Source organism: Peribacillus huizhouensis (assembly GCF_014138605.1).
GTDB classification, from domain to species: Bacteria; Bacillota; Bacilli; order Bacillales; family DSM-1321; genus Peribacillus; species Peribacillus huizhouensis.
Genome location: NZ_JACJHX010000015.1, coordinates 82,973 through 104,242, shown reverse-complemented (window position 1 = coordinate 104,242; position 21,270 = coordinate 82,973). Strand labels below are relative to the sequence as shown.

General features: G+C 33.4%; 19 protein-coding genes and 3 pseudogenes. 17 read left to right on the top strand and 5 right to left on the bottom strand.

Annotated elements, in window-relative coordinates; all coding sequences use genetic code 11:
* Positions 1–330: 330 nt before the first annotated feature.
* From HNP81_RS18890 to HNP81_RS18880, 4 genes and pseudogenes are all read left to right on the top strand, one after another.
* A complete protein-coding gene (locus tag HNP81_RS18890; protein WP_182503645.1) occupies positions 331–723 on the top strand; it encodes a DoxX family membrane protein in 393 nt (130 codons plus the stop codon).
* 324 nt (positions 724–1,047) lie between these two features.
* A complete protein-coding gene (locus HNP81_RS24485; protein WP_312859703.1) occupies positions 1,048–1,194 on the top strand; it encodes a hypothetical protein in 147 nt (48 codons plus the stop codon).
* Between the two features lie 158 nt (positions 1,195–1,352).
* Positions 1,353–1,418, top strand: a pseudogene (locus tag HNP81_RS24480) (GNAT family N-acetyltransferase); the annotation flags it as partial.
* A 372-nt stretch (positions 1,419–1,790) separates the two neighbouring features.
* Positions 1,791–3,413: an ABC1 kinase family protein gene (locus HNP81_RS18880; RefSeq protein ID WP_182503644.1), complete on the top strand. Its 1,623-nt coding sequence runs from the start codon at positions 1,791–1,793 to the stop codon at positions 3,411–3,413.
* A 376-nt stretch (positions 3,414–3,789) separates the two neighbouring features.
* Here HNP81_RS18880 and HNP81_RS18875 read toward each other — a convergent pair whose 3' ends face one another.
* Positions 3,790–4,656 (bottom strand): PfkB family carbohydrate kinase, encoded by an 867-nt coding sequence (locus HNP81_RS18875; RefSeq protein ID WP_028391072.1) that lies wholly within the window; start codon positions 4,654–4,656, stop codon positions 3,790–3,792.
* A 712-nt stretch (positions 4,657–5,368) separates the two neighbouring features.
* Between HNP81_RS18875 and HNP81_RS24035 the strand changes: the two are divergent.
* From HNP81_RS24035 to HNP81_RS18865, 3 genes and pseudogenes are all read left to right on the top strand, one after another.
* Positions 5,369–5,632: pseudogene (locus tag HNP81_RS24035) on the top strand (ribonuclease FAU-1 family protein); the annotation flags it as partial.
* Positions 5,633–5,908: 276 nt separating this feature from the next.
* Positions 5,909–7,864, top strand: coding sequence for a fructose-1,6-bisphosphatase (locus HNP81_RS18870; RefSeq protein WP_182503643.1), 1,956 nt, complete (start codon positions 5,909–5,911; stop codon positions 7,862–7,864).
* Positions 7,865–8,119: 255 nt separating this feature from the next.
* Positions 8,120–8,401: a hypothetical protein gene (locus tag HNP81_RS18865; RefSeq protein WP_182503642.1), complete on the top strand. Its 282-nt coding sequence runs from the start codon at positions 8,120–8,122 to the stop codon at positions 8,399–8,401.
* A gap of 237 nt (positions 8,402–8,638) precedes the next feature.
* Here HNP81_RS18865 and HNP81_RS24030 read toward each other — a convergent pair whose 3' ends face one another.
* Positions 8,639–8,785 (bottom strand): tyrosine-type recombinase/integrase, encoded by a 147-nt coding sequence (locus tag HNP81_RS24030; RefSeq protein WP_246399460.1) that lies wholly within the window; start codon positions 8,783–8,785, stop codon positions 8,639–8,641.
* A 404-nt stretch (positions 8,786–9,189) separates the two neighbouring features.
* On the bottom strand, positions 9,190–9,474 hold the full coding sequence (locus HNP81_RS18855) for a MerR family transcriptional regulator (RefSeq protein ID WP_376766768.1): 285 nt from the start codon (positions 9,472–9,474) through the stop codon (positions 9,190–9,192).
* 143 nt (positions 9,475–9,617) lie between these two features.
* On the opposite strand from HNP81_RS18855, the gene HNP81_RS18850 reads away from it, so the two are divergent.
* Both HNP81_RS18850 and HNP81_RS18845 read left to right on the top strand, forming a co-directional pair.
* Positions 9,618–10,382 (top strand): SDR family NAD(P)-dependent oxidoreductase, encoded by a 765-nt coding sequence (locus HNP81_RS18850; protein WP_182503641.1) that lies wholly within the window; start codon positions 9,618–9,620, stop codon positions 10,380–10,382.
* A 443-nt stretch (positions 10,383–10,825) separates the two neighbouring features.
* Positions 10,826–11,059 (top strand): YczI family protein, encoded by a 234-nt coding sequence (locus HNP81_RS18845; protein WP_182503640.1) that lies wholly within the window; start codon positions 10,826–10,828, stop codon positions 11,057–11,059.
* A 185-nt stretch (positions 11,060–11,244) separates the two neighbouring features.
* Here the strand turns inward: HNP81_RS18845 and HNP81_RS18840 are convergent, their stop codons facing one another.
* Positions 11,245–12,657 (bottom strand): glycoside hydrolase family 18 protein, encoded by a 1,413-nt coding sequence (locus tag HNP81_RS18840; RefSeq protein ID WP_182503639.1) that lies wholly within the window; start codon positions 12,655–12,657, stop codon positions 11,245–11,247.
* Between the two features lie 466 nt (positions 12,658–13,123).
* Between HNP81_RS18840 and HNP81_RS18835 the strand changes: the two genes are divergently transcribed.
* The 3 genes and pseudogenes from HNP81_RS18835 to HNP81_RS18825 form a co-directional block, all read left to right on the top strand.
* Positions 13,124–13,288: a DUF6440 family protein gene (locus tag HNP81_RS18835; RefSeq protein WP_246399452.1), complete on the top strand. Its 165-nt coding sequence runs from the start codon at positions 13,124–13,126 to the stop codon at positions 13,286–13,288.
* A gap of 1,652 nt (positions 13,289–14,940) precedes the next feature.
* Entirely contained in the window at positions 14,941–15,558 is a 618-nt protein-coding gene (locus tag HNP81_RS18830; RefSeq protein WP_182503638.1) for a tyrosine-type recombinase/integrase, read from the top strand.
* Between the two features lie 45 nt (positions 15,559–15,603).
* Positions 15,604–16,065: pseudogene (locus HNP81_RS18825) on the top strand (tyrosine-type recombinase/integrase); the annotation flags it as partial.
* A 771-nt stretch (positions 16,066–16,836) separates the two neighbouring features.
* On the opposite strand, the gene HNP81_RS18820 reads toward HNP81_RS18825, so the two are convergent.
* Positions 16,837–17,334, bottom strand: coding sequence for a hypothetical protein (locus HNP81_RS18820; RefSeq protein WP_182503636.1), 498 nt, complete (start codon positions 17,332–17,334; stop codon positions 16,837–16,839).
* A gap of 307 nt (positions 17,335–17,641) precedes the next feature.
* On the opposite strand from HNP81_RS18820, the gene HNP81_RS18815 reads away from it, so the two are divergent.
* The 5 genes from HNP81_RS18815 to HNP81_RS18795 all read left to right on the top strand — a co-directional run bounded on the left by HNP81_RS18815 (position 17,642) and on the right by HNP81_RS18795 (position 21,223).
* Positions 17,642–18,235: a hypothetical protein gene (locus HNP81_RS18815; protein WP_028391047.1), complete on the top strand. Its 594-nt coding sequence runs from the start codon at positions 17,642–17,644 to the stop codon at positions 18,233–18,235.
* 111 nt (positions 18,236–18,346) lie between these two features.
* Positions 18,347–18,799 (top strand): hypothetical protein, encoded by a 453-nt coding sequence (locus HNP81_RS18810; RefSeq protein ID WP_028391046.1) that lies wholly within the window; start codon positions 18,347–18,349, stop codon positions 18,797–18,799.
* A gap of 219 nt (positions 18,800–19,018) precedes the next feature.
* Positions 19,019–19,285, top strand: coding sequence for a DUF1292 domain-containing protein (locus HNP81_RS18805; protein ID WP_028391045.1), 267 nt, complete (start codon positions 19,019–19,021; stop codon positions 19,283–19,285).
* A 285-nt stretch (positions 19,286–19,570) separates the two neighbouring features.
* On the top strand, positions 19,571–20,197 hold the full coding sequence (locus HNP81_RS18800) for a VanZ family protein (RefSeq protein ID WP_182503635.1): 627 nt from the start codon (positions 19,571–19,573) through the stop codon (positions 20,195–20,197).
* 594 nt (positions 20,198–20,791) lie between these two features.
* The gene (locus HNP81_RS18795) at positions 20,792–21,223 is read left to right on the top strand and encodes a hypothetical protein (RefSeq protein ID WP_182503634.1); all 432 of its coding nucleotides are present in this window, start codon (positions 20,792–20,794) and stop codon (positions 21,221–21,223) included.
* The last annotated feature ends 47 nt before the right edge of the window (positions 21,224–21,270 follow it).

Sequence of the window (21,270 nt, the reverse complement as noted above, 5' to 3'; positions counted from 1 at the left end):
CATGCTATTCAACAATCGGACGCTTTAATTTAACAAGTAGCTAAAAGAATCTTCACTAGAAGATCCTTTTTCAATACCGATAAGCGTGATTATGTTAACTGGCTTTGTATAGTGTATGCCTGTAATACTTGGGGATCTTGTTCAACTAAAGGGCCAAATTCTTGAACAAGATAAGTCAATAATCTTATTTTAAAGGATGTCGATTTTCTATTCTGGGAATTAATTCAACTTACATCGGAGTTTACTTGAATAAGCACACCAACCTTTTTTTGGGCTTTTAATATTATAAATTTTCGAGTTGTAATAGACTTTTAATAGGGGGTGTGCAAATTGTCTAAAATATTTATGCAAATAAGCAGATTATTTTTAGGGATCATTTTTTTTGTTGCAGGTATTAACGGTTATTTTGTCATCTTTGGATTTGAACCATTTATTGCAACTAGCCCCGAAGCAATGGCATTATTCGGGTTTGAATATCTGTTAATTGCAGAAAAATCTTTAGAAGTTATATGTGGAATTTTACTCATAATCAACCAATTTACCCCATTAGCCATTGCAATATTATCACCAATTTTAGCCAATATTTTCTTACTTCATTTGTTCCTAGACCATTCGTTACTTATTTTAGCAGTAATACTTGTCCTCACTCATGGTTATTTGTTGTTTTACTACAGAAAAAACTTTATGAGTATATTGGAGAGGAAATCAAAACCTTCTCAATAACTCGCCCTTACGTATATCTAATTTCAAAATATCTTGTTCAACTATATACGTTAATTTAAATAGAATTAAGCGGTTTTAGGAATAAATCCATATTCTAGTTGTTCCAGAAAAGGGCGCGATTCTTCAATAAAGAAGATCGCTTTTTTCCGTTATAGGGCCAGATTGTGGTGTAACTCCTTTAAAGAAAATAGGATATGTATGTTAGAGCTTAGAAGAGACTGTGAAGCTTTGTACTTAAAGTGACGTTGCAGGTTAATGAAAAAGGGTATCTACTACTATTTGTGGAATTGTTATTTAAGATAAGTAATGGTAAAGGAGGTAAACATGATGACAAAAAATAATATACACGTTTCACTTAGAACAGGAAATTTAGATGATGCAGAATCCGTGAAAGAACTTCAAAGGGAAGTTCTTTCAGAAAGCGAGTTTATGATTTCTGTTATAGAAGAGTTTGAAGAGACAACTGAGTAACTAAGAAACTGGATCCAGAGAATTTTAGTGAATGAAAGAGAAACGTTAATTGTAGCGGAAACTGAAGGAAAAGTTGTTGGTTTAATTGTCTTTCGCTCAAAAAATACCAAAAGGCTTTCTCACACTGGTTCTTTTACGGCAATGGTCAATAAAGCGGTATTGGTAAACTCCTGATTAAAGAACTTTTAAACTGGACGGAACAGAACCCATTAATAGAGAAAATAAGTTTAGGTGTTTTATCAACAAATCAGCGGGCTATCGGCTTGTACAAAAGTATAGGATTTGTTGAGGAAGGACGTAAAATTAAAGAAGTAAAGTTTAAAGAGGACTTATATGTAGATGACATTCTTATGTATAAATTGGTTTAACAAGACTTAGTAATTAAGATTTTCAACAATTAAGGATCGAAAAAACGCTAAACCTTGATATAACAAGGATCGTTTTATTTCGTGTATCTTCATATTATATGGACACATAATGTTAGATTTGGGTTGTGGAACTGGTCAATTTGCAAGGTAACGTCTTCGAAGGTTTTAGGTGTAGACATCTCAAGAAATATGATTGGACAGGCTAATAAAGAAATGAGAGGTTTTGTGGTGAAAACAAAGAATAAGTTGGTTCGGATGTCAAAAGTGCTATCTTTGTCCTTTTCCATCTTCATTCAAATTTATTGGTATAAAATTCGGAAAAAGCCTGAAGCTGAATGGGAAAAACTTTGGGGGAAAATAGGGGAAAGGTTTCGAAAAACACTTTTTGAATTAGAAGGTTTACTGATCAAAATCGGACAGATGCTCAGCATTCGTGCCGACTTGTTGCCCAATGCATTTATACACCAAATCCAAGATCTTATAGACAAAGTTCCCCCTTCTAACTGGAGTGATGTTCAGGAAATTCTTGAAATGGAATGGGGGGATCCCCTTAATCATCACTTTCTTTCAATCGAAAAAGATGCAATTGCTTCAGCATCGATTGGAGAAGTATATAAGGGTGTTTTGAAAGATGGAACAAAGGTCGCTATTAAAGTGCAACGTCCTAATATTAATTCGATTGTACAAATTGACTTCCGTACTTTAGGGATCATCATTTGGTTTGCCGATCACTTTGTTCCCGTTCCAAAAGGGTTTATTAACTTTAAAGTCTTGTTTAAGGAACTAAAACAAGTGATTGAACGAGAACTTGATTTTACAAAAGAGCTGAAAGCCATACTGTATTTTAGAGAACGATTTAAGGATGTCGATGTTGTACAAATTCCTTCTGTGTATTCGGAGCTTAGTACGTCAAAGGTACTGGTAATGGAATGGGTTGAAGGAATAAGAATCACAAATGTGGAGGCTTTAGATCAGTTAGAAGTGAGCCGTCATGAGTTGGCTCAACGGCTCATCGAAGTGTTCCTTCCTCAATGGATTGAGCCTGGTACGTTCCATGCTGACCCACATCCAGGAAACGTACTGGTATCAAAGGAAGGACAAATCATCTTACTTGATTTCGGAATGGTGGGGGAAATCACCAATAAGGATGCTGCTAATTTTCAAGGTTTGATTGAAAGCTTTCTTTCGAAAAATTATGCTAAAGCTGTCGTTTGCTTGTCTCATTTAGGATTTTTGCTCCCTGATGCTGAATCAAGAACGATTGAAAGGCTATTAGCTGAATTTATGTCCTTCCAACCTGCTCAATTAAAAGAAATGGATCTTATCGCATTAAAATTAGAAATGAACGATATGATTCAAGCACTACCCATTCAGGTTCCAACAAGATTTGTCTTTTTAGGTCGTTCTTTCGTAACGATTGAAGGAATCCTCCGCAATTTGGCACCAGAGGAGGAACTCATTGATCTAGGTAAACCTGTTTTTATGGAATGGTTAAATAAACAAGGGAATAATAAATGGTCATTTATTTGGCAATGGATTCAGTCACAGCCTATATTTAAGATCTTTCATTCAGTTACAGAATTTTTAAATACACCACAAACGTTAGAACATTTAAAGGAAACCGAACAAAGAAGACAATTTCAATTTATTATTTATGAAAATCATAAAAAGCAGTTATTTCAATTAACGCTACTAGGATTCACAGGGATAACAGCAGGTATCTATACCTCACATCCCCTTATTTGGAAGCTGTCTGTTGGAGTAAGTGCCTTCTCAAGTATCGGGTATATTATTTGTAGTTATAAGCAAAAAAAATGGATGAAGTACATGCATGAAAAACGGAGAGGATAAATGCATAGTAATGTTAAAGTAATAGTTGGATTGTGAAGAGTTGTACTTAAACTAACGGGGGCTTTACTTCAATAAACAGCATAAAAAAATGATCTTCGATTGAAGATCTCAGATTATAGACAAAAGGCATTCTGAATATCCCTATTCAGGTGCCCTTTTACATTTTAAAGTATTTTAATGTTAAATTTTTCTTGAAGCAGCCCCCTCTGGGGTCAATTTTTATACCATTTTTGAACTGGTCCAAGTCCATGTTGCCAACTTCTTTAAATTCATAGCAGCAAAAGTAAGCATCGCCTGCATGGACAATTTTTTAAGACCTCTTAAGGTAGAGGGACATACCCTCTTTATCTATAAATTAATTTTTAAAAAGAACGAATTAAAAACGATTATTCATAAACTTGAAAACACCCTCACGAGGTCCTGCATAATGAACACTTCTAGATGCCACCAATGTGGCTTTTTCTAATGCTTCAACAAATGGTTCGTTTTCATGATACCGATAATAACAATAAGCACCGTGTAATATATCCCCTGCTGCTAAAGTGTCTATGGCCTCTACTTTTGGAATGTGTATCCTTCCATGCTTGGAGTTTGAAAACCACAATGTATCGTTTTCTCCATCTGTTAGTGCAATGTTCTGTACACTTGTAGATTTTAAAAAAGTGACTAAATCTCTTTCTGGGGGAGTGCAGTTGATAGAGGCGATTATTTCATCAGCCAACGATAAGCATTCAGGAAAGTGTGATTTCCAAGAACCAGGATCCAAAATGATAGGTTTTTCAGACATTCTCGATTTTTTTAGAAAGTTAATGGATATTTCAGGAATATTGCAATCAGAAAAACAAAATGAACTTTCCATTATTAGATTTTCATAGATAGTTTCATTATTAATGGAAAACTGTTGTTGACCGCTCCAGATTGTTCGAGTGGCTTTTTGCATGTTTACCAATACACTGGATAAACTGGGTAATCGATTCTCATCTTCCGCCAGGTCTATTACCTTTATATGATAATCATCTGTCAACTCGGTTTTGATTGCCTTAGCGATCGTACTGTTTCCCAAACAGGTAATAAGAGTGGCATCCCCTCCTAAAATCGAATAAGTAATGGCTGCGTTGGCAGCAGGACCGCCGATAAATGTTTGATAATCGTTCGTTTTACTTTTGAAGTTTTCAGATGGAAATTCGTTTTGGTAATACGTAATGTCTAGACCTGTTAAACCGCAAAATAAACCTTTTATCATCTTCTTTTCACTCCCTTTACAAACAACACGAAACAAAAATTCATAGTCTACATAGATGTTTACACTTTGTTGTATACTAAAAACTTATATTTTTTCCAAAACCTGTAAATCAGTGTTGTAGTCACACTTTTTGTATTCGTCCAAAATTCTCTCTCCAAGTCCCCACACCACTATTTTACCATGGCCGCTATAAGACACTCTCTTTTTTCTCTTATAAAATTTTCTAATGCTAAAAAAGCTTCGTTTATGTTTTTAACAGATACATAGTCTTATGAGGTAATGGGAGTTTCAAAAAAAGGTTCTTCCTCAGCTTTTTGGTCCTTTAACTATAAGATTGTGAAGAATTACACTTAAAGTAAAGGGTGCGTTAGTTGAAGATTCGCTTTCCGAAATAATCAATATTTTTTACAAAGCAACAACAAAAGAGTTCGAACATATTTGATATATATAATATGTTTGAACTCTTTATTTACATATGTTTGAATGTCGTTACCCTAAGATAAATTTGTAATAAAGTTTGATTAAAAAACCTGTGTTGCAGGTTTTTTCTTATTCCATAATCGGGCCATTTAATAGAATACAATATTGGTTTATCAGCGATGTACGATTAATAAAGGGAAAGGACAAATCTATGTTACGATTAATAAAGACAATTGTTATGGGAAGGAACATTAGCTAGGAAGGAGAAACTAAAACAGTGGTGAATTTAAGTATTCCAACTATTCAAAGTGGCAATATAATAATTGAAAGAAAAATACGTTACGACTCCTTAGTTTTAGAATATAGCTGTAAGCTTTTAAAAGTACAAAATCAAAATGTAGTGCTTTTCCATATCATACAAGAATCCTTTACGATGATAGCGAACCAAACAACATTAACTACTCCTAAAGGTAGTTATACAATTACATATTACTAGAAAGATCGTCCGTATAATTTATACATCTGGAGAGATAATAAAGGGAAGTATTTAGGCTCTGGAATTACTGCGTAAACCTCGATTCCGTTAGCAATCTGTACGAATCTTCAAGATGATACTATACTATATTTGCACCAGAACCATAGGTTGCAATATATTCAGTTATCACAAATATAATCCTATATAATAAATATGTTGAAGACGTAGAAGATTATATAAATCGTAATGAACAGCTCTCCGCATCGAAAGTTAGTGAATCTATTAATAAAACGAATGTAAGTATTAAATATATTAGATGGAGAATGAGTAATTAATTTTGGAGGGAGATACATAATTTTGAATTCGAATTACTTAGATTTATTAGCGCAAAAATATGATAGTGAAGAAAAAGTGGTTACTGAAATTATTAATCTTAAAGCTATTCTTAATCTACCCAAGGGGACTGAACATTTTGTTAGTGATTTACATGGGGAGTACCAAGCCTTTCAACATGTGTTAAGAAATGGTTCGGGAAATGTAAAAGTGAAAATAAAAGACCTTTTTAAAGATGAATTATCTGAAAAAGAATTGAATGAATTTGCGACATTAGTTTATTATCCTGAAGAAAAAATACAATTAATTAAGAATAATTTTGGCAATAAAAAAGAATTAAACCAATGGTACACAGATATCATTGAGCGTATGATGAAGCTCGTTTCTTATGCTTCCTCCAAATATACACGATCGAAATTACGTAAAGCATTGCCTAAACAGTTTGTTTTTATTATAGAAGAGTTATTATATAAAACAGATCAATTCACAAACAAGAAAGATTATTATACAAAAATCGTCCAGCAAATTATTTCACTTTGTCAGGCTGATAAGCTTATTATTGGTCTTGCATATACCACCCAGAGATTGGTTGTTGATCATCTTCATGTCGTGGGGGATATTTATGACCGCGGCCCTGACCCTGATAAAATTATGGAAACTCTCGTGAATTATCATTCCGTTGATATTCAGTGGGGGAATCATGATGTCCTATGGATAGGCGCCTTTGCTGGTTCAAAGGTTTGTCTTGCTAATATTATTCGTATATGTGCTCGCTACAATAACTTAGATATTATTGAAGATGCTTATGGAATAAATCTTAGACCACTTTTGAACCTTGCGGAAAAGTACTATGACGATAATCCAGCCTTTAGACCAAAGAGACATTCAGATGAAAAACAATCTGATCATGAACATTTACAAATCACCAAAATACATCAAGCCATTTCCATGATTCAGTTCAAACTTGAAAGTCCTATCATAAAGAGACGACCGTGCTTTGATATGTCTGAGAGGCTTTTGCTTGAGAAAATCGATTATGACAAAAATGAAATAACGGTTTATGGGAAAAAGTACCCACTAGAAAATACCTGTTTTACAACGATTAATCCAGAGCACCCTAATCAATTATTGGAGGAAGAAGAGCAAGTAATCCAAAGACTGTTATTTTCTTTTCAGCATTCAGAAAAACTGGCTAGACATATGAATTTTCTGATGAAAAAGGGCAGTCTTTATTTGAAATATAATGGAAACCTATTAATACATGGTTGTATTCCTTTAGATGAAAAAGGAAATATGGAAAAAATGGTGATTGAAAATAAGACCTATGCAGGCAATGATTTGCTTGATATTTTTGAGCATTATTTACGATATGCATTTGCACATCCTGAAGAAACGGATGACCTTGCGACAGATATGACCTGGTATTTATGGACAGGAGAATATTCATCACTCTTTGGAAAAAGAGAAATGACAACCTTTGAGAGGTACTTTATTAAGGATAAGGAAACCCATAGAGAGAGAAAGAACCCATACTACTATTTACGTGAAAATGAGGACATTTGCCGTAAAATTCTAACTGAATTTGATCTCAGTCCTGATCACGGTCATATTATAAACGGCCATACACCAGTTAAAGAAATTAATGGTGAAAATCCAATTAAGGCAAATGGGAAAATGATTGTCATCGATGGAGGTTTTTCAAAAGCTTATCAATCAACAACAGGTATAGCTGGATACACTCTACTAGACAATTCCTTCGGCATGCAATTGATCGCCCATAAACACTTTAATTCAAAATATGATGTTCTATGTAACGGAATGGATGTATTATCAGTAAAAAGATTGGTGGATAAAGAATTAGAGAGAAAAACGGTTAGAGAAACGAACGTTGGTGAGGAATTATTAAAGGAAATCCATATTTTAAATAGTCTGAGGGAATATCGTTATATGAAAGGACATCAGAAATTTCCCCTCAATTGAGTTAAAAAAAGAGAACAGCTAGTCTGTATGAATCTGGTATTTCACCAAAATTTAAACCGTAACCGGTTTAATTAAAAAGGAAAGTCTGCTATACTCAAGGTATTCAATATTTACCATTCTACTTCAACCCAAGCGGGAGGAAGAAGTTATTATCAAACACTCTTTAGTGATTAATTGCCAATTCTGTTTTTGTGCAGTTTTTATCACTAATGGGTGTTTTTTTGCGTGCATCAAAACTTTTAAGGAGGAAATACTATGAAATTTCAATGTGAAGGATGCGGATGTGTGGTACCGGATACAGAGGAAATACCGGACAAGGTTCAGGATTTATTGTTAATCTGTAATGATTGTGTGGATAGACCCTTTAGCGACTTTTTAGTCTATCCTACAAAATCACTCAATGAAGAACCATCAGAAGGTCATGTAAGATTTGAACATGAACAGTGGATGGTAATGACAAAAGAGCTTAATGCTGCCCAACCCAAATTAACCGAATTGATAGAGAAACAATACAATGAGGTGAAAAACAATGATTAAATCTAAACAGCTTGAAAGACCTTCACTTGTACATAAGGGGATTTGGACGCCTTGGGCTGAACTGCTCTGCTATGAATGCCATGGTAGAAACTTTTCTTCAGGGCAGCTTAATGACTGTCATGACAGGTGAATGATGGTTCATTACACCTTCAGGTAAGTTGGGCATACAGGTCTTAAATCAACAATTGGATCAACTTCATATTATCGTAAGGTTTGTCAAAAGCTCTATTTGCGCTTTTATAAAAAAAGAAGAAAAACAAGTGGAAGAGGATTAAACTCTAGCGGGAGCAAGCGTTCTTTTTTTCCCTTACCGAAAATGAGAACCGTTCCATTATAGAAATCGATTTGTTCCCAAGTGAGATCCACGAGTTCCTGTCGCCGCATACCGGTTGTTGCCAGCAGCTTAAACATCGTTTCATTTCGAAGAGCAAGAGATGGGTATCATGTTCAAGGAAATTAAAAAGTTTTTTGAGTTCTTCCATATTCATATAAACTGGAAGCATTTAAAGAGTACTGAGAATTCCAAGGTCTGCACAGCCTTTATTCCATTAAAGGGCCAGATTGTGGAGCAACACAGGTAAAAACGATCAAAAATTTTTATTTCAGTAAAATGCTTTTCTGTAAGGTATTTTAGATCAAACTTTATTTCAATGCTACATCTACTTAAAATATAGGCGTTTATATAGCTCAATATATTTTGTTGTCATAGAAATTATTTTCCATTTCGAATAAATTCTCTATATGCTGATATTTTTTCTCTAGCATTCTATTTGTTTCTTGCATTGTCTTTAATTGGACTTCAATAGAACTTTTATGACTTCTAAAAGTTTTAACCTTGCTTCAGTAGTTTGTTCCCCATTTTTAAATAAACGGGTATATTCTTTAATTTGTGTTATGGGCATTTGAGTTTCTTTTAATTTAAGAACAAAGGCTAACCATTTTAGATGAGAATCAGTATACTGTCTTTCTCCATTTTCATTTCGATCTGGGAGAATGATACTCTCTTTTTCGTAATATCGTAACGTGTGCGCACTAACCGCTAATATTTGAGCTATTTCACCGATCGTGTACATATTTATCTCCTCTTTTTATAGAAATACTAAGGGTCAAAAAAGGATATGACTTAGAGTTTACTCTAAGTCATATAATAACAACTGTGCAAATTATAATAAATTTGAACAACACAAGCATAGAGTATCATTTAGGAGGAATATAAGTGAAATATACAGTTATTACAGGTGCAAGTTCAGGTATTGGTTATGAAACTGCTTTAGCTTTTGCATTACGTGGAAAAAACTTAGTCCTAGTTGCTCGCAGAACTGATGAGCTTGAGAAATTAAAATCAGAAATAGCGAATATTAATTCAGATTTAGACGTTATTATTCGAACAACTGATTTATCAGTTAGTAAAAATGTATATGAGCTTTATGAAGGACTTAAAAATTATCAAATTGAGACTTGGATAAACAATGCGGGATTTGGAAATTTTGCATCTGTCGGAGAACAAAATTTAAATAAAATCGAGACAATGTTACATTTAAATATCGAAGCTCTAACAATTTTGTCATCACTTTTCGTACGGGATTACTCGAATATTGAAGGAACTCAATTAATCAATGTTTCATCAGGTGGAGGATATAAAATTGTTGCAGATGCTGTTACCTACTGCTCAAGTAAGTTTTATGTAAGTGCGTTTACAGAAGGGCTTTCACATGAACTAAAAGCGCAAGGGGCAAACATGCAAGCAAAAGTTTTAGCTCCAGCTGCAACTGAAACAGAATTTATAAAACGTTCTTATGATCTCCAAGAAGATGTTAAATTAGCGGGTATTTTACCAAAGTATCATACTCCTAAAGAAATGGCAGAATTTATGCTCGACCTTTATGATAGTGAAAAGGTAGTAGGAATAGTAGACGGAATTACGTATGAATTTGAATTAAAAGACCCTATTTATCCAAATGTAGTATTAGAAAGAAACTAATTCATATTCAATCCTTTTTGTTTTAAATCCTACAACGTGAAGAAATTTGGACAAAATCTGATATTAAAAAAGTCTTAGAGAGTATCACGATGGAACTGAACATGGTTGGAATTCAATATTCATAGGACTTAAAGAATTGATTGAGATAGGAAGAATTAGCTATAAGGGCTAAAAATATTTTGAGCAATCAAAAGTTGATACAGCGATCTCGCTTATTGTCATGCCAAATAAGGAAAATAAATCCTAAAAACACAAAAATGTTATTCAGCAATCGGGCGCTTTTATTTAACAAGTAGCTAAAAGGATCTTCACTGGGAGATCCTTTTTCAATGTATGTAAATATGCAAAATCATACATTCGGAAAATCTTCTTCAACGAACGGAGCAGGATAGTTTAACAATCAATTAGGAATATGTGGTAACTTGGTTAAAGGGGGTGGTTAATTGTTAAAGTTTTTGCAAATTATTTTATCAATAACAGTTATTTCACTTGCAGGGTATGGATTGATTACTGAGGATTTTAAGTTTCAACCATATATGATGTTGTTTTTAGGTTTAACGATGTTGGTAATGGGATTAAGAGAATTTCAAAAGGGACAAAAAGGTTACGGCTGGCTAAGTATAGTTGTATTTATATTTATTTTATTTGTATCAATCAAAAGTTTCTTATTGGAGTAACGGGTACTAGAGTTCAATAAGTGTGAGCCATCTTCAGCAGCCACTGATCTTCAACAATCGGGCGCGATTGTGAAATAAAGAAAGCCTAATGTAGTGTTATTGTAAAATGGCATTAAAGTCATAAAAATTGACTTGAGAAACAAAAAAAAGACAAACCATATACGGAGACCTGCAAATTAACTTCCTTAATGTAATTTATGGATAATGAAATTATCTTCAAGCAAAAGCCAGTTCTGTGGGTACGGGTAACCGAGTGCCCAATAACTGATTCCTCTCAGTCCATAATCTTTTAAAGCATCAAATTTTGCTTGTGCACTCCGGGCATCCTCAAACCAAACTTCATGTCCTCGGCCCTGGGCGTCAGTGTACCGGAAAAATGGGGATTGAGCTACCTGATCATACTGGATTGCCACACCATACTGAATGGCACGTCGGACAGCCTCCTGCTGACTGAATGTTTCAGCTTCTTGCCCCTGAACATGCGGAAGAAGCCAATCGCGGGCATAAATTTGGAATCCGAAAAAGATTTTGTTTTTTGGAATGACAGATACAGCATAATCCAAGACTCTTCTTATTTGATTAAGAGGTGAAATTGCCTGAGGTGGTCCAAGTCTGTATCCCCATTCATATGTCATTAAGACAACAAAATCCACAATCCGCCCGTGAGCAGGGTAATCATGTGCTTCAACTAACAATCCTTTCTGTTCGCCGCTTACTTTTGGAGCAAGTGCAGTGGAGACGTAATATCCTGCAGGATGTAAACGGTCAACAGTACGTTGTAAAAATGAATTATATAGTTCACGGTCTGCGGGATAAACGTTTTCAAAATCTATATTTAACCCTTCATATCCTTTTTGTCTCATAACATTTAAAATATTGGTTAATAATCGATCCTGGAGATCCGTGCTGGAAAGAATAGTACGAGCTAACTGAGATCCAGTAGTTTTGTATGTAAAGTTTGTAATTGACATCATTGGGGAGACCCTCTCAGCAACCGATGCCTGTATTATTGGAACATCGGTAATGGTATTAAGGGTTGCATCTTCGTTAAACGTATAAGCAAAGGGAGCTGAGTTGGTTAGGTATCTTCCGACATCTCGAATATCACTTGCTCCTTGTTCCCCGGTATTGATGGTATAAGCATTCACATCTGTTACGGGCTTTCTGAACGGAATACTTAAAACGGTACCTTTGGAGATTACATTAGGATTTTGGATTTGATTTAACCTGATTATTTCTTGAACGGTAGTATTATAAAGCTGAGCAATTTGCCATAAGATTTCTCCGGATTGGACAACATGAGTCCTGGCAGGAATAATAAAAACCATCCCAGGGGCTATCTGTGATGGATCAGTTATATTATTCGCTTGCACTATTGCCTGAATGGTCGTCCCGTACCGTTGAGCTATCATCCACAATGTCTCCCCGGAACGGACTGTATGGGTCCGGTTAGCCGTTGGAATGACAAGGGCAAGACCCACTACAAGTCTATTTGGGTCCTGCAGTTGGTTTGCAGTCACAATTTGGTTAATCGTAACACCATAACGCTGTGAAATAGACCAAAGGGCATCTCCACCCTGCACCACATGAATTTGCATTCCATCCCCTCCTTCATCATCACTTTTAACTATATTCTGGAGGCAAGATTTATATGTCCCTTCATAGGTGGAAGTCGTTTTTACCTTATAAAATGTCTCGACTTTAAAGCTTCATTGTATCCGGTCTACTCCCATTTCCTGTCATTTCGTGCGTCTGCATCAGTATTTTTCTTTTCCCTTTTATGTTAACTAGGTTTGTATTGAGTATACATGTGTTACTTGGAAACCTAACTAAACTGAAAGGCCATTTTGAGGAATAAGAATAAAGGAAATAGAAATGATTCGTGGAATCTAGAAAGCAATAAATACAGATTATTGACATTAAAAAAGGAGAGATCAATTTGAAAAAAGAAGGCTCATATTTACCACATTACATTAACAAACGTAGATTATGGGATAACCAGGTCATCTTTGATTGTTTAACTTAAGAGAACATGGAGGAGTGAGATAATGGCTGATAAACGTTTTGAAGAGATTTACACACAAGGAAAAAAAGGTTACTAAAGTTATTCGTGATAATGAAACTGGGATTTTATATATGTTCCAGCAGGAAGGATATGGTGCTGGGCTGACTGTTATGGTTGATCAAGAAGGAAACCCCTTAGTAGATAAAAATTTTAAGAGGCAGTAAATGAATGTTTTTGCCCAACGCCCCAAAAAAGGGGAATAGCAATCTAGACCACCAAATGCGGTCTTTCTAATTGTACTTATGATTTTTTACAAATAGATATTTTAATTTATTGAACAACATAAAAGGGATCTTCGATTGAAGATCCTTTTTCAGTGCCTATAAGGTACTTTATGTTTACTAGATTTGTATAGAGTATTCATGTGAGGATTCACTATTATTTTGCACTGAACAAGAAACTCAAGTACTATTAGCTGAAATACTGTTAAGCATGAAAAATAAGTTCCTTTAGCTATTCATAAAATGGTTCTGATATCTTATCATTTAAATAGTCTATACTAAAATATAAAACACTCATCAATAACACAAGTATTACAACATTGATAATTAAAGTTTTTTTCATATTAATTTGTTTTTTATAAAAAATAAAAGTCAATATTAATCCACATAAAATACTTATAACTATGCAAATTCGAACAATGTTAGCGAGAATGTAACCTTGATCTATATTGTAGATTACAAATGGAAATAAGGATGCCAAAGATCCCAATAATATATATATATTTATCGTGAAAAATATATATTGGAAAAACAATAATAAATACTTAGTAAAAGATTTTTCCATTATTAACCTCCTATTAATTCCCATAACCTAGATCTTTTAGAATATTGAAATACTTTAAATCTCGATTATATTCTACCGGAATAGACCTATTAAGTTAATAAATATATTTTTAATGAAAATCATGATTGCAAAAAAATTTACAAAACACATATCGTGTGCAAAGGATTTTAAGAAGGAAGACGTTCAAAAAAAATTTATAATGTTTCTTAATGAACAGTTATAATGACTAATGCCTTTTCTTATTCAAGTAAAGGGTGCTTTAAGGAGAGAAATTTAAATGGATGACAAAATTAAATCCCCAATTGTTAGATAGACTAATGTTGGACATAACAACCATTGAAACCCACAATTGTGTGGGTTTCTTTTATAGTGGATTCGTTCAGTATTGAAGGAACACGGATTAACTTTTATGACATAAAATTATTCATCTTTGCTGAAATACAAACATCCTGGTTCTACGATTTCCCATATTTCATTCAAATCATATTGCACCAAGTTGCCAAGCAATATTATCTGTGTAAAGAAAGAAAAAGGATTGAACTTATATATAATAGGCTTATCCATATGATTCAAATTCGGGAGGTTCCCATGCAAGTTGTACACATGCCCAAAACATGAATCAATATAAATAACTGCTTAATATTTTTAAGTGGCGATGTCAGTCAGGTTTGCGAGTGAGTGATTTAACATTTTTTCCGAACCTGAATCCTTTTTGCCAATAAGCTTTTGTTACTTTCCTCTAATTTTGATCGTGAATTGATTGCCTGTATATTTTTTCTTCTTTGTTTTCGGTCAACTTATTAGCCAAAAAGGTATATTCCTTTCGTAATTACTTATTTTTTTAAATTTTTCCTCGAACAAATAAAAAAAAATATAAAAAAATATATTTCTATCAAATCCCCAAAAACATAAAAATGCAGAAAACATATAGATGAATAGATTTCATTTTAATAGAGGATCATATCAGATATTGGTATCAAAACTTCTTAACCATACACTTACACAAATTGAAAGGAGAAAGATATCTGCTATGTTAGATAACTTCCAACCGATTGACGACTCAGTGAATTCGAATACCACTCTATCGCAAGCATTACTGTTTATGAAAGAACATCGTTATTGGTCTGAAACGACCTTCGATAGTTATCAATACGATGTCAAGCTATTTGAAGCATATCTTACGAGTCAAGGATTAAAAAACACATTGGAAAATGGTCAACATTTGAGTATCGTAAACAGGTGGATTGTTCAACAAAAAGAAAATGATGTTGCTTATAAGACTATTATGAGAAGAATAGCAGCTCTTTCGTCTCTCTTTGCGTTTTATAAAGATTTAGGAATTGTTCAAACGAATGCCTTTAAAGCATCTAGTGTACCAGAAGAACACGTTGAGCCACACAGCCGCACATTGGAGTTGGATGACTTGAAAATGGTGTATGGGGCAGTAGAGGGATTGAAAAAGGAAGGGATTTATATAGGAGTCCCCATTAAATTGCTTCTATTCACAGGCTTTCGCAACCATGCCATTACCAAATTGAAAGTTGAAAACATTAATTGGGAAGAAGATTTAATTGTTTACAATCAAAAAGTCAGGAATTCAAAGAACAAGGTGCAGGTGTTGCCGTTGCCACCGAAGTTTATGGAGTAACTTCGTAAACATGTATCAGAGAGGAAACTAACAGATAATGATCCACTTTGCTATGGGATTAAAGGATATCCTTTAAAGAATAAACAATTAAACGCCTTGGTCAACAAAGTGAATGATTACCTCAATTGGAACGGGGAAGAAAGGGTGACTCCACACGGTTTTCGTTACACGATTGCTTCACTCTTAGACGAAAGAGGTTTGTCCGTTGAAACCATCAAGTATTTGCTTGGACACAGTTCAGTCACAAACGTTGATCTTTATCTTAGACGTCACAAACGAAAAATCCAAGAGATCAAAGAGGAATTAACCAAAATCGAGGTGGAATTGGAGGGTAGCCTCAATAAAGACAGGGAGGTAATAAAGTCTAGCGACCGTGCGGAATTTTCGAATCAAGGTTCAAACAAATTAAAAACAGAATTGCCATATTCAGAGGAATTTATCTTACAGCTTTCAAAATCCAATCCTGAATTGTTAGAAAAACTGATGATGGATCATTACCATAATTAGAAGGTAATTCTGATGTTTGTTTTAATGAGATCGATTTAGAGGGCACAAAGGTTCAAATTGTAACAAAACCACATGGCTTTTCACACTAAGAATTGCTATGTTGTTTTATTGAGTTATCAGCCTTTTACTACATAAAATTATCTATTATCGAAAGATTGCTTGTAACAGCAAGGAGCGGAGGTAAAGGTGCTCTGCAAATTTCAGAGTAGGAGATACTGTTATTGAGTCTCGTATGATAACTGAATACGCTGAAAAATTTATGTTGATTTTCAATGATACAGGTTTTTCTTGGTTGTAGGATTTAATTTTGCAGCTTTCAAAATTAAATCCTCAATTATTGTGGTTACATTCAAACATGAATAAAGACGTTCAGCTAAGCGATGATTTATTAAGCACACCCAGAAATGTTCAAAGTGGGTAATATACAATAACTAAAGAATCATGGATCGAGAATTAACGCCCCATTCTGAAATCGCATTCGAAATTAAACACGCAAATGGAATAAATTTATAGAATATATTATTTTTTTGCGAAGACAGCACAAATCATTATTCTAATATAATCAAATTAGGTATAAATGAGAAAAAATACGGGTTTATATAAAATATTTATTATATTACTATAATTTAAAACGTAAGACACTTAATCATAAAAAGGTTAAATTTTGAAAAGTAATTGATGAAATCACGATTGATAATAGTTTATTGATTTGTAAATCAATATGTGACGAGTAAAAAACAATAGGAAGAGCGACAGAAATAACCATTCAACTTATTCTTTTAATGAGTGGGGTAAGAGACCAAATTTAGATGCTAAATCCAAGAGTATTTTATTTTTTTTTTGGTAAATATCTAAATCATTATCAGATGTAGTTTCTTCCTCAATTATTTCTAGGACAGATTTAATATCTTTATTAATGATACAATGAGGGATTATTATGTTAATATCGGCTTGAATTTTGGTTAATCCCATTTCAGTTGCAAGGAGCGTGCAGTGGTTTCCATCGCGACCTACTAAATAACTCCCAAATGGTATTTTATACAAATGAACACACATAGGTAAATTATAATTCCAACCATTAAGTTCTACTTGAGAGCTTAATTGTTTCATTCTTCTTTCGTTTATTTCATTTTCTGGTCGGGATAATCCAATGATTTCACTTGGGTCAATTAAGAAATTTTTAAGTTCGGCAAATTCACAATAAGTATAGGATTGATCAAAATAAGGTTTCCATACATCTACGGAATTTTTCCATTGTTTTTTTGTCATGTTAAAACCTCATTTTATGTATATTCAGTAAGCCAAAGTAGAATTCCAGGTGAAATTGGTATCAAAATTATACTATACAGAGTACGAACAGTTTTTTTTAATACTTAGTTCGACGATCATAGCAATAGCCTATTTATTAATCATTTTGAATCATTACTCAGAGAGGAATTATATACACACAAATATTTATACATATTTATAAAGCTGTACTTATTGCACTAACGAAGCAGGTTAGTTGAACAAGGAATGTTATAATTAGGAAAAGGTAGGTATTCATTTTTAAACAATTTTAAGTGAGGGGTACAAAATGTTTATAGAAAAGCACGAACCAGTACAAGGCGAGGATTTTACTTGGTTTGATGATAATGGAAACGTTGTTGATACTGAGGAACCACAAGTAAAGTCACAGTTATCAACTATAAATAGGTATATTGTTGAAATCAGTCAACAGAATAGAATTGTAATTCCTCAATTTATTAATTGGTTGTTTAGGGAAGGGTATAGGATTTATTGTATAAATGACTGTATAGATATAGTCGCCGAGATGACGACTATTCAAAAGATTTTATTTGAAAGAGAACAAGTAAAGGGTAATTGGGAGCAGTTAGAAAACAACAAGCATATTTACAAAAAGGAATTTTCTCATATAGGAGAAGTAGAATTTTTGTGGGATTCAATTCTGTTCATTTCAAAAAGAGCATTAGGCAGTGAAAGTTTGTTGAGTTTACTTGAAGATTTTAAAATGAATGATTCAAGGTTTCCAAATCTTAGTTTTCCAAGAATATTAGCAATACACAACGATTTAATAATAGCTAAAGTAACTTGGGGGGAGTCTTATTTTAAGCCTCAAACAAATGAGGAACCTGTGGTCTTGGTTTGTTATACTGCTCAAAAAATTTAGTTTCTTCCTTCACTAAGAGGCAGTATAGTTGAAGAAGAAGAAAAACGAATAATGCGTATTTGACTCTTTAGTGAACTAACAGGTCATACTAAGATAAAAAGGTGTGGCTTTATGAAACAAACATTTTTTCTTTTAACATTAATTTCTGTAATCATTCTTACAGGTTTTGTTAAGAAAGACCAAGACAAATGCCTTCATTGTAAAGAATGCTATGATACTGCTTGGGATGACGGGTATAGGATGGGTTATGGTACAGGAACTGTAAATGAAAGGTATCGAATCGCAAGAAGCCTGATTCAATTAGGAAAAACGGATGAAGAACTTGTTCACATGATACCAACAAGCTATGTAGAATTAAAGGACGTAAGAGAGCAGCTCAAACTCTATCATGGTTATTTTGAGTTTGAGGTATCAAGATATGAGAAAGCAAGAGCACTTTTAAAAGAAGGTAAATCAAACGAAGAGATTGTAGAAAAAACAAACTTAAGTTTCTATGAATTAGAATTGGTGAAACAACAACTTAAGAAAAATAATGGAAAATTCAAATGGGAAGTGGGTAACTAAGGGACTTAAGCGAAAGCGACAAGTCTTTGTGAACTTAACTAAAATATTGTGAAGAAATGTACTTAAGCTAACGGGTGCTTTACTTGATTAATGAGTAAAGCCTTTTAAAATCTTAATTTCCTGCATGAATCTGTTCCTCTTTGGAAATAAAATGAGTATGAATACTTTTATACAGTAATTAGTGCAAGACAATTTTTTAAAAAGGAGAGGAGATATCGTATGGAAAACATTGAAATAGGCGAAATCTTTACGATTACCGATGAGAATGAACAGGAGCAGAAAGTTGAAGTGCTGGCAGCGTTAAATATTGAAGGGACAGATTACGTTGCAGTCAGCTTTGTGGAGGATCTTGAAGAAGAAACCGAGGAAGACATTGATGTCTTCTTTTTAAAGGTTGATCAGGATGGTGACTTTACAGGTATTGAAAACGACGGGGAATTCGACAGAGTTTCCTCAGCTTTTGATGAAATAATGAAAGAAGACTAATGATTTTAAAAAAAAAAGGAATATCAAAACCTTGCCAATATAAGGTTTTTGTTGTTTAGTAATCGGGCGTTTTCTTCCAATGAGAAGACGTCTTTTTGTAATGGTTTAGATTCTAGAACAACACGTTTAAGGGCTAGGGTTATGAGAAAATGTTGGCTTTTTTCTGGCGCAGTCGGATTAAATTGTTCATTAATTTAACATTCTCTTGTTAAACTAACGGGCAGTTTAGTGTAAGTAGAAGTGGTATAATTTAGATAATATAATCCGTTAGGAAGGAAACGTAATATGGGCTTAATATTAATGTACATACAGAGTATGATAGGATATATTATTGTCGCACTACCTTTTTATGTTGTTGGTAGAATTGTTCTTTTAAAGAAGAGACAAAAACAAATAATGATAATGAATGAAATACTAATGTTAATTTTTGTTCTATATCTTGTTGGTTTAGCTTCCCAAACAATCATTCCAAGGTGGAATATGGGGATAGTTAGTGATACTGGTGAATTCTTTTTTAATGTTCATTTATCAAATGAAATTTCTAAGGTAAATCTAATACCTTTTTACACTCTCTATCAATATATTTTTGAAACAAATACGAATGTTGATGATTGGAATAGCGTATCACTTTTGAATATTTCTGCCAATTTACTGTTGTTTTCACCTTTTGGGTTTTTCATCCCCTTAATTTGGGAAAAGTGGTATTCCTTTAAAAGAGTTTTATTTTTAGGTTTAACAGTAACTTGCTTTATTGAAATTATTCAAATGTTTATTGGACGTAGTACCGACATTGATGATGTTATTTTAAATACATTCGGAATACTTATAGGATACGGAGTATTCTTAATGCTTAACTTAACTATTGTAAAACTGATTCATAAAAAAACACCCCAAAAACAAAGAGTTTTCTGAGTAAAACCAGTCAATTTCTATATAATGATAATGCTTTATTATAAAGAGTTTGTGAAAAATTGTACTTAAGCTAACGGGTAGCTTTACTTGAAGATCAGGGCTGCCAACACTGGCGGCTCTTTTTGATTATTGAACTAACGAAGCAGGTTAGTTTAAGTACATATTTGTTAAACTTAAGGAAAAAGAAGATAAGTTGAGGTAAGAAAAATGTATGAATTTAAACATGAGTCCGAGAGAAAAGAAAAAATTTTCAAGGTATACCTTTTTTTATTTGCTATCACTGTTTTAATATATACATTCATTGATTTTTTCGACTTGGGAATTGAAAAAAAATCTGAATTTCGTGTAGTTATTAGCCTCTTAATTTATGGTGTTATCCTTTATTTTGGATTGCGTAGGAAGTTATGGGCTGAGGTTATGATTAAATTTTTCGTCTGGCTAAATATCATTTTACTGTTCATCATTATAACTGTTAAGGTTTTAGGTTTATAGTTCAAAATAATCCTTATTGTTCTTCAACTAACGCGGCAGGTTAGTTGAAGAACAATTATCATTTGGTAATATTACCATTCAATTGTTATAGGAAGTGAAAAGATGATCATTTATTATTTCATGCTCATAGTAGGAGCTTTATTAGTAATAGGTGCAGTATTTACTTTTTTTGCTATGTATGTTGATAAAGAATATTCATTATTAAATGTAGGTAAAATCTTAGGAAGCTTTGTAATTGGTGCTTTTCTTTTAGCTGCTACCCTCCCAAGCCTAAAATATGTTGTGCTAAAGGAATATGATGTCGTCAGTGGAAAATGTGTTGTTGAAATTTCATCAGGTCGTTCTTCTTTGGCGGACTTTAATATGCTCGATACAGATGAACTGTTTACTTTCAATGATATTCCTGCACTTGATGCTTATGGAAAGTCAATCCCTTATTATTGTAAGATGACAGTTACAAAGGACCATATGTTTGAAATTGGTTACAAAATATATGATGTCAAAACAAGAAAGTTAATATTAACAAGTCCGTAGCTGTGTATACAGTTGAATGATAAAAGAGGCAATTACCTTTTTATCAT